Genomic DNA, 17645 nt, shown 5'->3' on the forward strand with positions numbered 1-17645 from the left:
ACTTTAACTCTTTTGAAACTCAAAAATACTATTATCTTCTTTATTCATAGAGCTTATTATTAACGCAATAGTAATCGTAAGAATCGCACCTAGCGGATTGAGCCATAAGAATGGTAATATCTCTATTCCTTCAACAAATTCATGAAGTATAGCACATGTTAATACTATGAATTGAGAAATTATTGCAGCAATAAAAATAGATTGTCCTTTTATTTTTTTAAAGTAAAATGCTACTAAGAAAATACCTAATATAGTACCGTAAAATATTGATCCTATAAAATTTACTAATTGTATAAGATTATCAAATAAGGATACAAAGCTGGCAAAGAAAATGGCTATAACACCCCACATAAGAGTGAACCATTTACTCATGTTTACGTAATGATCGTCATCTTTTTCTTCTTTACTGTATCTTTTATATATATCTACCGCGGTGGTAGAGCTCAATGCGTTTAATTCTGAAGCCGTGGAACTCATTGCGGCACTTAAAATCACGGCTAGTAAAAGCCCTATTAAACCTTTAGGTAAGTGATTTAATATAAAATGAATAAAGACAAAGTCCTTGTCATTAGTCTCAATACCTTCGTCTGCTTTATTAATTAATTCTCTTGCTTTTTGTCTATTTGTTTCTTCTTGGGTTCTTAGATAGTCTAAAGCAATTTCATAATTACCTACATCTTCAGAAGAGGTACTCAAAGCTGCTGCATAATTTTTTTGTACTTCTTGCTTTTCATTCAGGATTTCTTCATGACTCGATTCTAGTCTGCTGTATTCTCCAGCATACTGACTTTCTTTAACAGCTTTTTCTGCAGCAGGATTAAAGTTAAGAGGCGTAGTGTTGAATTGATAAAATATAAATACCATCACACCCACCATAAGTATGAAGAATTGCATCGGTACTTTAAGTAAACCATTAAAAAGTAATCCGATACGCATTTGCTTTATAGATTTACCAGAGAGATAACGTTGCACTTGCGACTGGTCTGTACCAAAATAACTAAGCATTAAAAACGTAGCACCGAATAGAGCACTCCATACATTATACCTGTCGTTAAGGGAGAAATCAAAGTCAAGGACTTTCATTTTATCTGCACTACCGGCCATAGTAAGCGCATTATCAAAACTTACATTATCTGGTAATTGTGTTACTATAAGTACAAATGCGGTAACCATACCAGCCATGATGATAATCATTTGCTGTTTTTGAGTCACATTTACAGCCTTTGTACCACCAGAAACAGTGTAAATAATAACTAGAATACCTATTATAATATTTAAGTATTTTAATTCCCAGTCCAGTACGGCACTAAGGATTATAGCAGGTGCATAAATGGTTATACCGGCAGCTAGTCCTCGCTGAATTAAAAACAGAATAGACGCTAGTGATCTAGTTTTTAAATCAAATCGTTTTTCTAGAAATTCATATGCGGTATATACCTTGAGTCTATGGTAAATAGGTATAAAAGTGACACATATAATTATAATAGCTATAGGTAAACCAAAATAAAACTGTACAAATTCTAGACCATCTGTGTATGCCTGTCCAGGTGTACTCAAAAAGGTAATTGCGCTGGCTTGTGTCGCCATAACCGATAGACCTACAGTCCACCAGCGAGCGTCTCCACCTTTTATATATTCTTCACTGGTCTGTCTTCCTCTTGTTTTATATACTCCGTAAAGGACTATAAATGCTAGTGTACTTACTAGTATGAACCAATCAATTACCTCCATAAACTGAGCTTAAAATGTAAAACAAAATTGCAAAAACTATATTGGCTACAATCACTAATGCGTAAACACGATTCCATTTTTTAGAGTTTTCCTTGGCCATCTTTATTCTCAATTGGTTGATTTTTCACTCCTAAACTTATCATATTTGCTAATAATTTATAGGCTCCAGATACACCTGCTGGTAGCTCTCTAAAAAGACTTAAACCTGTATAGATAATATGTCCTTCACCATATTCTGCTACAATAAGACTTCCCGTAATTGTTTCTTCTTGTTTATCGTGCATTCCTAAAATAGGAGTGAAGGCAGCATCCCATTTAGTAGGGAAATAAAGTCCTCGCTCTTGTACCCAATTTTCAAAATCTTTAGAAGTTATCGCATTAGGCGCAGACATGATTTTATGTTGAGGTTCTAATATGGTTACCGCAGCATTTTCATCAGTCACTCGCTTTCGCGAAAGCGTAATAGGTAAAGGTCCTAATGCATCTGGACTAACTCTTCTATTGGTATTATACTGCATCATTAATGTACCACCATTTTTTACATAGCTGTCTAGTCTAGGTTGTAAAGCTGCCATGTCTTCTCTTGCGACATTAAAAGCTCTAATACCTACTACTACTGCATCATATTTAGAAAGATCGTTAGGTACTTCACTAGGTTCAAATTTAAATACCTTGCTGCCTATTGCTTCTATAGCTTGTGCAACATCGTCACCAGCGCCATTAATATAAGCAACTGTGCGAGCACTATTTACTAGACCTGGCTTTACTACTTGAGATTCATTATTTCTTACCAATTGCTGGTCAGGAATATGATCATAATCTATTTTAATGACTTCTTGAGAGTAGGTTTTTGCACCTATTTTAACCAGTCCAGATATAACACCTCTAGACGCATCTTTAGGTGGCTGTACTTTAAAAATAAATGTTCTTTCTTCTCCTTTTTCAAGTTCAGTTAAATTAAAATCTCTAGGTGTAATATTCCATCCGTCAGGGTGACACAACTCTAAGGTACCGTTTGATAATTCTTTGTTAGCTTTTACAGTTACCTGAATAGGTTGTGTAGTATTGCCAGAAAAGACATAAACTGGATTCTCGATACTTACAGCAACTTCTGGAACGATGTGAAAAGGTTCATTCACTTCACCACGCACAGGGTCTGTACGTTTATGAATAATAGGGATTGTTCTATGTAATTCTGTATCGTTTATTTTAAGGATCATTTGAACAGCAAATTCAGCACCAGTTTCTGGTTTTCCTGTTAGTTTTCTATCTTTAAATTGGTACATACCTAAGGAGGACTTTTCCTTTAAGTAATAAGGAGAACTAGCCTCATAAACTGCTGGCGTTTGTAGAGTAGCATCTAGTGTAAAACTTTGTGCTGCATTTAATGCTACTTGACTATTATTTACCTTTATCAATTTACTAGGTAAAAGAGTCACATCGTAATCTTGATTAGAACGATTAGTCATTTCAATTTGTACCTTAAGATTCTCTCCTGCAGTAGCTGTGGCTGTGTTAATGCTAGCCTCTAGATAAACACCTGTAATATCTAAGATAACTTGATCTAATTCTGCTAGTTTGATGGTTTTCCAGTGATCTTCTTTTAATTTTTCAATTTTACCTCTTAACTCTAACAGAGCAGGAATACTTTCTGTAGGTTTTTTAAAGTTATAATTGGCAATTATAGTATTAAGCAACGTCTGTACACGACTACCGCCTTTTACTCTAGTCCAAGTCGTATTTATACCAGAAAACAAATCTGACTTGTCACTCGGGAACGAACCCTTTAAAAATTCTAAATATTCTGTTTGTGATCCACGAGATCCTGTACTACCAAAACCTTGTGATTTATGCTGACTTCTACTTAACGCTGCTATTTCACTGTTAGAAAGACCTTTGTAAGGATAGTATGTTCCTGCCTCTATTTCTAATAAGTTTGTTTTATCGGCTGCATCAAATGCCTCTTGGCTACCATAAAACCACCAACTAGTGTTAAAAAATACACGTTGCGCCTGCCAGGTGTCCACATCTTCTAACTGGTCAGAGTATTTATTTTTATCTGCTGCGAGATCAAATACTTTCATACTTAACATAGCACTGGTAGTATGATGTCCATGTGTAGTACCAGGAGTGCGATGGTTAAATCTATTGATAACAACATCTGGTTTAAAATCTCTAATAATGCGCACCATGTCTTCCATGACAGCTTGCTCATCCCAAATCTCTAATGTCTCATCAGGATGCTTAGAATAACCAAAGTCATTGGCACGTGTAAAAAACTGTTGCCCGCCATCTATATTTCTAGCTTCTAACAGTTCTTGGGTACGTATCATACCTAATTGCTCACGCAGTTGTGGCCCTATTAAATTTTGTCCACCATCTCCACGCGTTAGTGATAAATAGGCAGTGCGTGCCATTTTATCATTTGCTAGCCAGGAGATAAGCCGCGTATTCTCGTCATCTGGGTGAGCAGCTATAAATAGAGCTGTACCTAGAAAACCTAGTTTTTCAATGTTGTGGTAAATTTCAGCAGTATTGGGCTGTTGGTGTGCGAGTCTATTTTCTTGTGCAACCGCAGTTGATAGGAATAATAGCGCAATGATAGAGGTGATAAAATTCTTTTTCATACAGTGTGTGAAGATAGAAGTTTCAAATCTTAATTTTTTGTGAAGATTTATAACGTTTCTTAACACTTTTTCTTGATTTTACTGTAGTTTTAGTAAGAAAAATCTTTCATACAAATTGTTTAGTTATGATATGATATTGTGATGGATGGCTGTGTTAAAATTCCGCTTTCGCGAAAGCGAGATCATAACTTTAAAAAGAATCGATTCTAATGCTAGGATGATACTGGCTCAAGTGTTTTTCAAACATCTTTATATTAGAGTTAGAATGACTCACCTTAAAGGAATAAGAGTTTAGACTATTTCCATCTTCGTTATAATAAATGGTATAACTATATAATAAAAACCCCATGATTTTAATGCTAGTAGGCGTGGTTGTAATACTGCTTATTTCGCTAAGATTTATTTTATGAGTTCCCCATTTATCAATTAGATATAGAAAATTGGTATCATAAAAAGCATTTGAATTTTGATTAAATGATCGTAGTGCGATGAAATAACCTATAATTATGGTGATAAGCACCACAGGACCGACTACTAATAAATAATCCTGTAGCAACGTTATAAGAATGAGGCATGCTATAAAGGTAAGTATAGCAGGTAAAATGGTCTTGTAGATCTTATTATTAGGTGCAAGATTTTCCATATCGATTATCTTATAGGAATGTTTCTATACTTAGAACTAAGGATTAAAAATAATCCATAAAAAAGAACGCCAGTAGAAGTAAGTCCCATTATTATCGCACCATATTCTACATGCATAAAAGCAAATGCTGCATCGGCTCCTTTGGGTAAGTTTTTCATATTATAAATAGCAGATCTACTTAGAATATAGGCAAATACGCCAAATACAATACCGCGACTAAATCTACCTAGACGACCTAATAACATTAAATATTTATACTGAACATTAGTTAAGTTTTCTTTGTGTGTCATTTTATCCATCATAACAGAAAAAGAAATCCACCATTCATTAATGGCGCTAACAGCTAGCCCTAAAGCAATAATTAATACTATTATTTTTCCCCAAATAGAAGAAAGTAAGGCTATTTTCCAGCCAGCATTACCATCATCATCTGGCATGCCGAATAGCAATTTGAGACAAGTAAAAAAGAGCAGACAATAACCGATACCGTTAATAAAATAAGCCACCCTACGGAAAGTGGGTTTACCATCATCCCCATCATAATCACCTTTATTAAAAGTGAGGTAAAAGCGAGAGAATACATAACCAGCGAGACCTATGCTCATGAGTAATAATAAAAACCATCCAAAACTTAAATGAGATATCCATTTAAGGACATCGTCACCACTTTTAAGCGCATAGGTAAGTTGAAATGCAGTTATTAATGCCATAACGCCCATTAATAAAAACACTGCACCCTTAGTTGCTATACCTATTCTGGCAAATCTTCTGTAGTTTTTCAAAGTCTAATTCTAATCAAATCAAAAATAGTATCCAGACTTATTAATCGGGCGGTGTGTAACAAAACTTTAGATGTTTTATCGTTCCATCACGTCCATAATCTTTTCCCACATTTCATCATGAAAAATTACAGGAACTAAATTTCCAGAAGGTTCATTTCCCATGCGTATTACAACCATATTTAAACTAGGAACTACATCTATAAATTGACCATTTTTACCCAGCGCACTAACCATATCTACTGGTGCAGATGGTGTTACCGAAGAATTAAACGAAGTAGTTGAGCCAGGGAAAACAACAGAGTTTTTACCATTTAACCACCATAAATAACCATAAGATGGATTTATAGCTTGAGAGCTATTGAGCATATTATCATAATAAGTGGCATCATTTAATACAGATGTTCCATCCCAGTAGCCTTTATTTAAGGTTAATAGTCCAAAGCGTGCTGCGCTTCTAGCTGTACTCACAAATAAATTGTCAAATAGAGCAGTATCCGTCCACTGGCCATCCATTCCTATTTTATCATTTATGGATGCCGCAGTATAATCATTATTAGTCATTCCCGTAGCAGACTCTAGCACATCGTGTAAAACTTGATAGGTACCGTTGTGATAATACCACTGATTTCCAGCATCTGCTAAATAATCAAAACATGCCGGTGCTGTGCAATCAGGATTTGTCACATTATAATCGATACCAGTGGTTTGAGTTAGACTGTTTTTAATGGTAATTAAGTCTTCTTTATCCTGCGGCATGTTGGTCCATCCATTTCCTATATAGTCAGACGTTTTATCATTTATATTTAAATACCCTTCTTCTTGTGCGATACCGACCACAGTTGCTGCAAGAGATTTACCAGCACTTGCCCAGTACCAGCTACTATCCTTATCAAATGGCTGTCCATTTAAATCTGTATTCCAGTATTCTTCAACAATGATTTTACCATTTACTAGAACTATAAAAGCTCTCGTTTCATTAGTTTCTAGAAATGTATTTAGATCGGTAAGTTTCTGACTATCCCATTGTAAATTTGTAGAAGAAGTAGATTCCCATATATCTCCCGTTAATGGAGGGAAATAACTGGTTTCTATAGGGTCTATAATTATCTGGTCATCGCTGGATTCATCGGTAGAACTGCATGAGACTGTAATTAAAAATGTAAGAATTATGAAAGTAAAAATATTTTTCATTTGTAATGGTTTGGTAGTTAATGTTTAAGACTTTGGAAAAGATAAAAAGTTTAATATAAGTTATCCTGTACCACCACCATGACCTAAACCGCTTTCATAAAAACCACCACTTTGCTTTCTTATCAATCGGTCTCTACGTTTTTTAGTCATGGTGCGTCTATCTATTCTTATAAAATCCTTCATAAGATAATACCAGACAAAGGGAATAGTCCATATAAGAATTGAATTGAGTATTTTCTGACGTTTGCTTAAAACGAGTGCGCTCGAAACTACTTTTTGAGCGTTTATGGTATATCTCAAGTATAAAAAAAGAAAAATTATAGAAAAGATAATGAGATACCACATGAACATTAAAACTACAAACAATAATCGAATTATTAGATAGAATTTAGGAAGGATTTAGAAGATAAGGTAGGTAGATACGCTATCGTTTTCGTAAATTTGAGCCATATAAAATGTGAATTTAATAATGCAAGATCAAACACCCTATATCCCAGTTAATAAAGTACGTATAGTAACGGCTGCGAGTCTTTTTGACGGTCACGATGCCGCGATTAATATCATGCGTCGTATTATTCAATCTACCGGTTGTGAGGTAATACATCTAGGACACGATAGAAGTGTAGAAGAAGTGGTAAATACTGCTATTCAAGAAGATGCAAGTGGTATCGCGATGACTTCTTATCAAGGTGGTCATAACGAGTACTTTAAGTACATGCGTGATTTACTAGTAGAAAAAGGAGCTGGTCACATCAAGATTTTTGGTGGTGGTGGTGGTGTAATTCTGCCATCAGAGATTAAGGATTTGATGGATTATGGAATTACTCGTATTTATGCTCCAGATGACGGTCGTGAAATGGGATTGCAGGGTATGATTAATGATCTTGTGCAACGATGTGATGTTGCTGTTCCCGCTTTCGCGAAAGCGAAACAAGGAAAAGACCTTTCCACAAAAGAATTACTAGAAGAGAAACATGTACCTACTATCGCAAGATTAATATCACTTGCAGAGAACAGACATGAAGAATTCCAAGCAGAATTTAAATTCAACGAAGAAGAACTTGCAGGAACGCCAGTTCTAGGAATTACAGGAACAGGTGGATCTGGAAAATCATCTCTAGTAGATGAGTTGATACGCAGATTCTTAATCGATTTCCCTGAAAAAAATATAGGTGTTATATCTGTAGACCCATCAAAACGTAAAACAGGTGGTGCTTTATTAGGTGATAGAATACGTATGAATGCGATCAATAACGACCGTGTTTATATGAGATCTCTTGCAACGAGACAGTCTAATCTAGCTCTTTCTAAGCATGTACAAGAAGCGGTAGATGTTTTAAAAGCTGCAAAATATGACCTAATCATTCTTGAAACGAGTGGAATAGGACAGAGTGATACGGAGATTTTAGAGCATAGCGATGTGTCTTTATATGTAATGACTCCAGAATTTGGTGCAGCAACACAGTTGGAAAAAATCGACATGCTAGATTTTGCAAATGTGGTAGCGATTAACAAATTTGACAAACGTGGCTCACTAGACGCACTACGTGATGTGAAAAAACAATTCCAGCGCAATCATAATTTATGGGAAATTGATCCAGCAACTCTTCCGGTTCATGGGACTATAGCCAGCCAATTCAACGATCCAGGAATGAATGCGTTATATGAAGCGTTAATGGCTGAGGTCACTGAGAAAACAGGTGTCGATTTAAGTTCTAAAAACGAACTGAACAAAGCGCAAAGTGAAAAGATATTTGTTATTCCTCCATCTAGAACACGTTACCTAAGCGAGATTGCGGAGAGTAATAGAGGATACGACAACACCTCTGATGCACAATCCAAAGTGGCACAGAAATTATATGGTGTTTTTCAAACGGTTAATACTTTATTAGATCAAAATGAAAACGCACCTGCTGTAGAAAACAGAGAGCGTTTAATTACTGATAAAGGATTAAATGAAGAATACATTTTATCTCTCGTTCTAACAGACGATGCAGATTTCATGAATCTTCTTATCGCACAATTCAACAAATCATTAAAAGACCTTGATCCGTATAATTGGGAAGTAATTACCGGTTGGGATGCAAAGGTGAATAAATACAAGCAACCTATTTATGAATTTCAAGTACGTGACAAAGTCATAAAAATTGAAACGCATACAGAGTCACTATCTCATAAAATGATTCCTAAAGTCGCGTTACCTAAATACAGCGCTTGGGGTGATATTTTAAAATGGTGTTTACAAGAAAACGTACCAGGAGAATTTCCTTACACAGCAGGATTATATCCGTTTAAACGTACTGGAGAAGACCCTACCAGAATGTTTGCTGGAGAAGGTGGACCAGAACGTACTAACAAGCGTTTCCACTATGTAAGTCTAGGTATGCCAGCAAAGCGTTTATCAACGGCATTTGATAGTGTGACTTTATATGGTAACGATCCAGGATTACGTCCAGATATTTATGGTAAAATTGGTAATGCAGGAGTAAGTATTTGCTGTCTAGATGACGCAAAGAAATTGTATTCTGGATTTGATTTATCACACGCCATGACATCGGTTTCTATGACTATTAATGGTCCAGCGCCTATGTTATTAGGGTTCTTTATGAATGCGGCGATCGATCAGAACTGTGAGCGATTCATTACAGAAAATGGACTAGGTGATAAGGTAGAGGCAAAGCTTAAAGAAGTATATGACGATAACAACGTAGAACGTCCTTCTTATTTAAACGCTCAAGGCGAAAAAGTATATTCTAAAAACGGTGCGGTAGACACTAGCAAATTACCAGAAGGAAATGATGGTCTTGGGTTAATGCTTTTAGGTCTTACAGGAGATCAAATTCTAGATCCTGCAGACTATAATCGCATTAAAATAGAAACTCTTGCACAAGTACGTGGAACCGTTCAAGCAGATATATTAAAAGAAGATCAGGCTCAAAACACTTGTATTTTCTCTACAGAATTTGCATTGCGTTTAATGGGTGATGTACAACAGTATTTCATTGAAGAGAAAGTACGTAACTTCTATAGTGTATCCATTTCAGGATATCACATTGCCGAGGCAGGAGCAAATCCTATCACACAATTGGCTTTTACACTAGCTAACGGATTCACTTATGTAGAGTACTACTTAAGTCGTGGAATGGATATCAATAAATTCGGTCCTAACCTAAGTTTCTTCTTCTCTAACGGTGTCGATCCAGAATATTCTGTAATAGGTCGTGTTGCTAGAAAGATTTGGGCCAAAGCAATGAAGAACAAATACGGCGCAAACTCTCGTGCACAAATGTTGAAATACCACATTCAGACTAGTGGTCGTTCTTTACATGCACAAGAGATAGATTTTAACGATATACGTACCACGTTACAAGCACTTTATGCGATTAATGATAACTGTAACTCGTTGCATACAAACGCTTATGACGAGGCAATTACCACTCCTACAGAAGAATCTGTAAGACGTGCAATGGCGATTCAATTGATTATCAATAAAGAACTGGGACTTGCTAAAAACGAGAACCCTATTCAAGGAGCGTTTATCATTGAAGAGTTGACTGATCTTGTAGAAGCAGCTGTATTAGAAGAATTTGATCGCATTACAGAACGTGGTGGTGTGCTAGGAGCGATGGAAACCATGTACCAGCGCAGTAAAATTCAAGAAGAATCCATGCACTACGAGATGTTAAAGCATACAGGTGAATTCCCTATTATAGGAGTGAACACGTTCCTTAGTTCAAAAGGTAGCCCAACGGTTTTACCAGCTGAGGTAGTGCGTGCTACAGAAGAAGAGAAACAAGCTCAAATTGCTACTAAGGATAATTTACATTCCGCTTTCGCGAAAGCGCAACAAGAACAATTATCTAAAATCCAAAAAGCAGCTATAGAACAAGGCAACATCTTTGAACATTTAATGGAAGCAACAAAAATCTGTACATTAGGACAGATCACAGATGCTTTGTTTGAAGTTGGTGGACAGTATAGACGTAATATGTAAGCAGTGAACCGCTAGCTTTGCTAGTGTATGAATCGCTTATCTCGATGAATATCGGGACGGGATCTGTATCTTTCTCAAAGCTCGACGAAGAGCAATCATACAAATTACAAATTTTAAAAAAAGCGCAAATCATGGATTTGCGCTTTTTTTTTAACGATGTCAATATGTTGCAGAGTGGATTCTCTTAATACTAATCTAAAATGTCAGTTCGAACGAAGGTCGAGAACGGTTTATAAAAGAGAAGTTAACCAACTGTATTTTCACTATTCAACGATTATACTGCAAATTATTTAAGTAATCTTCCAACAAAATAGGATTCTAGTTTAATTTTCGTTTTTTTTGTTAAAATTTGTTAAGATGAAAAAATTATTACTTCTGTTATTTTTAGTTAGTTCTAGCTTCAGTTTTGGGCAGTGTGACTATACTTTGAATTTATCTAGTTCTAGATTCAATGTAAATGAAACTCATCATGCAGCAGTAAATGTATATGTGAATAATACCAAAACGACCTATACTACAACTTCTAATTCTTTAGAATCTTTTGTTATATCAGGACTTCAGACTGGAGATCAGTTAAAATTAGAAATTCAAAGTGATTCATTTCAAGGTCTTGATCTGAATAATGTTCAACTCGTAGATAATATTGGGAATTTAGTCGGAGGAGTAAATTATTCCCCTGTAGGTTATGATGGTGTAATAATTGATACAACTGTTAAATGTGGGATGTGTGCTCCACCAGCAAATGTAGTTTTATCCGAAGCAAATTCTGTTATTAGTGTTCAATGGGATGCAGACCCTCTAATAAGTAGTTACGAAGTTAGATACGGGCTAAAGAATTTCAATCCCTACCTTTCTGGAACAACTATGTCGACTGTAAATAATAATTTGGATATTAATGAATCAGATGGTATATATGAGTTTTATTTTTCAAGTTTTTGTTCTAGCGGATCAACTAATTGGGTTGGCCCTTATGAAATTCAAGTAGGGTTAGATACAGTACTGGATCAAAGATTGGTTGATTTTATTTTCGGTTTCGGAAACAGTAATGTTTTTAATAGCTTTGATTCCAATTCTGATGGTCTCATAAGTGTTTCAGAGGTTGCAGTATTTAAAGAAATTTATATACGAGGATCGATTTTTAATTCTTCAAATTTCAGCGATACGGATAGAGCTTTTATTCTCAATAATTTAGATGTATTAAAATATGTGAATTTTATTATAATACAGGATATAGATAACTTTTCTATACCCCATAGCTTTACTAATTTAATTAGTATTACAGCAAGTAATGTTGATAATTTTGATGTAGATTTTTCGAGTTTTGAACACCTCAAGATTGTCGACTTATTGGCTGTAGAATCAACAAATAGCGCCTTGGACTTTCATTCAAACAATAAACTAACAAATTTAAGAATAGGGGATAATATGGGTAATTGGTTAAATTCATTTAACTCGTCAATTATTCCGCAGCTAGCAACGATAATTTTATATGATATAAGTGGCTTAGGTACATTTGATTTTAACTCGTTAATTTTTTTACACAATGTAGGACTTTATTCTATTAACAATATGAATATTGATGTTGATAACATAAGTAATTTAAGATTTTTAGAAGTTTTCAATTCATCATCCTTCACATCTTTAAATTTACAAAATTTAATTATTGCTCATTTAGAATTACAAAGCAACCAATTTTTAACTGATATTGATATAAGCGGCGGTGAATTAAGGGAATTTAAACTGTTTAATTGTGATAACATTAATCAACTGAACATAAATAATGTTAACATTAATACGAACTTTGACTTAGAATCAAATAATAACAGAGTAGGTTATTACTTTACGATTGATAATTATGTTAATTATGGAAGTTTTTCTCCTTCAAGTATAATAAATATTTTAACAGTGAGCAATTCAAATTTTGACATATTTGCCATACACAATAGAGAAGCACTAATAAACCAATTGAACTTGGATAATAATTCTATTAGATCCATCAATTATAGAGCACGAGGTGCTGTGGGACTAATTGAAATATATACAGAAAGAGGAAATGCCTTTGGTAATTTGGTTATTACTAATAATAATCTATTAGAAGCGTTTTTAAATAATTTTTCAACACTCGTGTTTGATGATAATACTTTTGGAATTAATTCACTTAAGATAGGAATAACAGGTGGAGCTCAATCCGTAAATTTTAATAATAATAATACCAATCTACCAGCAAATATTTCTGGGAATACTCATTTTGAAATACTAGAAGCTGACTTTAGATTAACTGAAATTAATTCTTTAGATCTTTCTAATTTTATAACGTGGAACTCATGGCCTGATTTTCGATTGGATTTAAATCAAGATCTATGGCTTGATAGCGCAAATTATCTGAACCTAAAGGGTGCTCAGTCCAACACTATTAACGCAATAACATTTCTTCCCCATTTATTTACACAAAATCGTGGTGTTGATATTACTTTACCAAACTTAGAACATGTGTGTATTAATGATAATTTAGATGCAATTGCTATAGATATGCTTAATGATCCACAAGTGGGAAATGGAGTTGTTTGGAATTCGTACTGTAACTTTGTACCAGGCACTATTTATAATCTGATTACTGGAAGGGTAGTTATTGATTCAAATTCAAATGGCTGTGATTTTAACGACCCTATAATGCCTTTCTTACGAATGTCAGCGACTAACCAATTTGAAACATTATCTTTTATTAGTAATTCTTCAGGAGAATATGAGTTGCACACGTTTGATGGTGTATATAATTTACAACTCCATCCAGAAAACCCAAGCTACTGGAATTTCTCTCCATCAAGTGTAGTCGTTGATTTCCCAACCCAAACCAGTCCGTTCACCCAAGACTTTTGTGTTACCGCAAATGGTTCTATAGAAGATCTAGAAGTAATCATAGTACCACTAGAACTAGCACGACCAGGATTTGATACCGACTATAAAGTGGTAGTTAAAAACAAAGGAAATGTTACGACAAGTGGTTCTGTAACTATAGACTTTGAAGAAGAATTTATGAATTTATTATCTTCAACGCCTACCGCTGCAACTCCAGCGACTAATCAGTTGAGTTGGTCAGTGAGTAATCTACAGCCTTTCCAGATGGAAGAGTATCTGTTTACCATGACCTTAAACACACCTACACAAACAACCAATCCATTAAACGGTAATGATATCCTTACTTTTACAGGAGTAGTGATTGGAACAGGAACAGACGCTATGCCAGCAGATAACACGATGGTTTTTGATCAAACGATTGTGAATTCTTATGACCCTAATGATAAAACTTGTCTAGAAGGGAAGACTATTGACCCTAGCGATGTTGGAGAATACGTTCATTATATGATTCGTTTTGAGAATACTGGTACGGCTAGTGCGGTTAATATCGTCGTGAAAGATGAAATTGATTTAAGTCAGTTTGATATAACAACCTTGATTCCGCTAGGTGGTAGTCATGATTATTATACACGCGTAAGAGAAGGGAATATCGTAGAATTCATTCATGAAAACATCAATCTAGATTTTAATGACGCGACTAATGATGGTTATATATTGTTTAAAATCAAAACTTTAAATACTCTTGTTGCAGGAGATACTTTTGATAATACCGCTGCTATCTTCTTTGATTTCAACGCTCCAATTGTAACCAATACAGAGACAGTAAGTATCATGAGCACAGCAAGTGTAGGAGAGTCTACAGATAGTAGTATATCCCTTTATCCTAACCCTGCAAAGAACTTTATTACCGCGACTGCAAACAATGCCATAGAAGGCATAAGCATTACCGATATGAATGGTAGAATGATCACAGCAACACAATATACAGGCGCAGCAAACGAGCAACGTCTAGAAATAGGAGAGTTGTCTTCTGGTATCTATTTTGTAACTATAAAAAGTGATTTAGGCCAGAAAATAGAGAAATTACTAGTGGAGTAAATTTCTCATAACTTAAAAAATAAAAAGCCTTTTCTTAATAGAAGAGGCTTTTTTTTGTTCCGCTTTCGCGAAAGTGGGAACAATTATGAACTAATTTCAGCATCAAGGAGATGATTAATACCTTGATTCATATTACATTATTTAATTTATTAAATGATTTGCTTAGGAATGCATTGTTAATTTTAGTTTTTTTGTAGAAAACCAAACCAAACCAAACCAAACCAAACCAAATGAAAAAATATTTATGCTTATTGTTTATTGTTAGTTCTTTTTTGAGTTTTTCCCAAATAATTAATATACCAGATGTAAATCTTAAATCTCAACTAGTTAATGGTCTAGTTTCAGATTCAGATAATGATGGTTTTGGGGATACAATTGTTGATACCGATGGTGATGGTGAGATATCTCAAATGGAAGCGAACCTTATAACACATTTAGTTTTTAACTTCAATAATATAGAAGATTTGACAGGGATCAAGTTATTTGTAAATCTTGAATCTATTGATACTACTGGAAATAATCTTAGGTATGTAGACTTCAGTAATATGCAAGTATTAAGGTTTGTCGATATTAATTTAGCAGGTAATGCAAACGATATATTAAATTTATCAGGCTGTATTAATTTAGAATTTATATCTATATCTTCTAATCAGATGAGTGTGGATTTAAACTTACCAAACTTACCTTCATTAAAACATACAGAACTTTATTTAGGAGGGACTCTTATGAATTCTCTAGATTTATCTAACTGTTCTAATCTAGAGTACTTTAAAATAAGTAATTCTTTTGGGGTAACTTCTTCTTCTTTTTCAATGATATTACCTTCTACCATTACATTAAAAGAAGTAGAGATAGAAGGACTAGATATTACCTCATTAGATTTATCAAATGCTTTACATATAGAGACTATTAGGGTTAAAGACACGTCTATTTTAAGTAATATAGTTCTCTATGATGATAATACTTTGAAAAATTTATATTTCGATAATACCGCTATGCTAAGTCCATCGAATTTTAATTTCTCTAATTATTCTAATCTAGAAACCTTACATTGGAAGAATCAATCTTTAACAGGATTTGATTTGAGTGGATTAACAAACTTGTCAGAATTGAACCTTGCTGCTAACAATCTTTCCACAATCGATTTGACCGGATTGACAAATTTAATAGAATTAAACCTTGGAGGTAACAATCTTACTACAATTGATTTAATAGGGTTACCAAATTTATTAAATTTATACTTATCAGGTAATAGTCTCACTACTATTGATCTTAGTAATAATACTAGCTTGGAATTGTTGTATTTAACTAATAATAATATTTCAAATATTGATTTGAGTGCTAATAATTTTCTTAAAGAAATACATGCTTCATATAATAATTTGACGATGATAAATCTTACCGGTGTACAAGATGTTGAAAGAATAGATTTGAGTTATAATTCTTTGTCGCAATTAGATTTAAATACGAATATTAATTTGAAATATGCTTTGCTTGATTTTAATAATCTAACTGTAATAGATCTATCGAATAATGTTCTTTTAGAAGCTTTAAATTTATGGAGTAATAATATCTTGTCAATTAATTTAGAGAATAATATCAATTTACAAACTCTTGATTTAGATGAAAATCAAAATTTAGTTTCTGTAAATGTGAAAGCTGGAAGAACACAAAGTGAGTGGTTATACTTTGGAGTTAATGGATGTATTTCCTTAGAACATATTTGTGTTGATGAGGTTGATAGGTTAAGAATAATATCAGATGCTACTAGATTTAATCCTAATTCAACTGTTGTTATCAACTCCTACTGCTCATTCACTCCAGGAGGAAATTTCAATGAAATAGAAGGAAATATATCTGTGGACATTGATAATAACGGTTGCGATCCAACAGATCCAGTATTTTCCAACTTCAATTTTACAGCAACAGATGGAACAATCTCAGGCTCAATTTCTTCAAACCAGCAAGGGGTATATTATGTACCAGTTGCAGATGGTCAACACACCATCACTCCAAACCCAGAAAACCCAAGCTACTGGAACTTCTCACCACCAAACGTTGTAATAGATTTCCCAGCACAAACCAGTCCATTCATTCAAGACTTTTGTGTCACTGCAAATGGAAGCATTGAAGACCTAGAAGTAATAGTTGTACCTCTAGAACAAGCAAGACCAGGTTTTGATACCGACTATAAAGTAGTTGTGAAAAACAAAGGAAACGTTACAACAAGTGGAACGGTAACTCTAGATTTTGAAGAAGATTTTATGACTTTACTGTCTTCTACGCCTACGGCAGCAACGCCAGCAACTAATCAATTAAGTTGGTCAGTGAGTAATTTACAGCCATTCAAGATGGAAGAGTATGCGTTTACCATGACATTAAATACACCTACACAAACAACCAATCCATTAAACGGTAATGATATTCTAACATTTACAGGAGTAGTTACAGGAACAGGAACAGACGCCATGCCAGCAGATAATACGATGGTTTTTGACCAAACGGTTGTGAATTCTTATGATCCAAATGATAAAACTTGTCTAGAAGGTAAAAATATTGACCCTAGCGATGTCGGTGAATACGTTCATTATATGATTCGTTTTGAGAATACAGGTACGGCAAGTGCGGTGAACATCGTCGTGAAAGATGAAATTGATTTGACTCAATTCGATATTACTACTTTGATTCCGCTAGGTGGTAGTCACGATTATTATACGAGAATC

The 17645-nt window shown here is 34.4% G+C and carries 9 protein-coding genes; 3 read left to right on the top strand and 6 right to left on the bottom strand.

The window, feature by feature from the left end; translation table 11 throughout:
• Positions 1 to 3: 3 nt before the first annotated feature.
• The 6 genes from ABJF08_RS13360 to ABJF08_RS13385 form a co-directional block, all read right to left on the bottom strand.
• Positions 4 to 1731, bottom strand: a complete 1728-nt coding sequence (locus ABJF08_RS13360; RefSeq protein WP_348116750.1) for a sodium:solute symporter — start codon at positions 1729 to 1731, stop codon at positions 4 to 6.
• Between the two features lie 80 nt (positions 1732 to 1811).
• On the bottom strand, positions 1812 to 4358 hold the full coding sequence (locus ABJF08_RS13365) for a PIG-L family deacetylase (protein WP_348116751.1): 2547 nt from the start codon (positions 4356 to 4358) through the stop codon (positions 1812 to 1814).
• A gap of 190 nt (positions 4359 to 4548) precedes the next feature.
• Positions 4549 to 5001, bottom strand: a complete 453-nt coding sequence (locus ABJF08_RS13370) for a hypothetical protein (protein ID WP_348116752.1) — start codon at positions 4999 to 5001, stop codon at positions 4549 to 4551.
• A 5-nt stretch (positions 5002 to 5006) separates the two neighbouring features.
• Positions 5007 to 5783, bottom strand: coding sequence for a DUF1206 domain-containing protein (locus ABJF08_RS13375; RefSeq protein ID WP_348116753.1), 777 nt, complete (start codon positions 5781 to 5783; stop codon positions 5007 to 5009).
• Between the two features lie 75 nt (positions 5784 to 5858).
• A complete protein-coding gene (locus tag ABJF08_RS13380; protein WP_348116754.1) occupies positions 5859 to 6974 on the bottom strand; it encodes a serine hydrolase in 1116 nt (371 codons plus the stop codon).
• A 60-nt stretch (positions 6975 to 7034) separates the two neighbouring features.
• Positions 7035 to 7274, bottom strand: a complete 240-nt coding sequence (locus ABJF08_RS13385; RefSeq protein WP_348116755.1) for a hypothetical protein — start codon at positions 7272 to 7274, stop codon at positions 7035 to 7037.
• Between the two features lie 169 nt (positions 7275 to 7443).
• Here ABJF08_RS13385 and ABJF08_RS13390 point away from each other — a divergent pair, with 169 nt between their 5' ends.
• From ABJF08_RS13390 to ABJF08_RS13400, 3 genes are all read left to right on the top strand, one after another.
• The gene (locus tag ABJF08_RS13390) at positions 7444 to 10968 is read left to right on the top strand and encodes a methylmalonyl-CoA mutase family protein (RefSeq protein ID WP_348116756.1); all 3525 of its coding nucleotides are present in this window, start codon (positions 7444 to 7446) and stop codon (positions 10966 to 10968) included.
• Positions 10969 to 11325: 357 nt separating this feature from the next.
• Positions 11326 to 14922 (top strand): T9SS type A sorting domain-containing protein, encoded by a 3597-nt coding sequence (locus ABJF08_RS13395; protein ID WP_348116757.1) that lies wholly within the window; start codon positions 11326 to 11328, stop codon positions 14920 to 14922.
• Between the two features lie 230 nt (positions 14923 to 15152).
• A partial coding sequence (locus ABJF08_RS13400) for a hypothetical protein (RefSeq protein ID WP_348116758.1) occupies positions 15153 to 17645 on the top strand: 2493 nt, incomplete at its 3' end.

Origin of the sequence: Nonlabens sp., assembly GCF_039941875.1 — a bacterium.
In the GTDB taxonomy this organism is placed as follows: Bacteria; Bacteroidota; Bacteroidia; order Flavobacteriales; family Flavobacteriaceae; genus Nonlabens.

Excerpts from the sequence above, each read along its gene's own strand:
- ABJF08_RS13360 (WP_348116750.1), bottom strand. The coding sequence starts at position 1,731 with ATGGAGGTAATTGATTGGTTCATACTAGTAAGTACACTAGCATTTATA.
- ABJF08_RS13365 (WP_348116751.1), bottom strand. The coding sequence starts at position 4,358 with ATGAAAAAGAATTTTATCACCTCTATCATTGCGCTATTATTCCTATCA.
- ABJF08_RS13370 (WP_348116752.1), bottom strand. The coding sequence starts at position 5,001 with ATGGAAAATCTTGCACCTAATAATAAGATCTACAAGACCATTTTACCT.
- ABJF08_RS13380 (WP_348116754.1), bottom strand. The coding sequence starts at position 6,974 with ATGAAAAATATTTTTACTTTCATAATTCTTACATTTTTAATTACAGTC.
- ABJF08_RS13390 (WP_348116756.1), top strand. The coding sequence starts at position 7,444 with ATGCAAGATCAAACACCCTATATCCCAGTTAATAAAGTACGTATAGTA.
- ABJF08_RS13395 (WP_348116757.1), top strand. The coding sequence starts at position 11,326 with ATGAAAAAATTATTACTTCTGTTATTTTTAGTTAGTTCTAGCTTCAGT.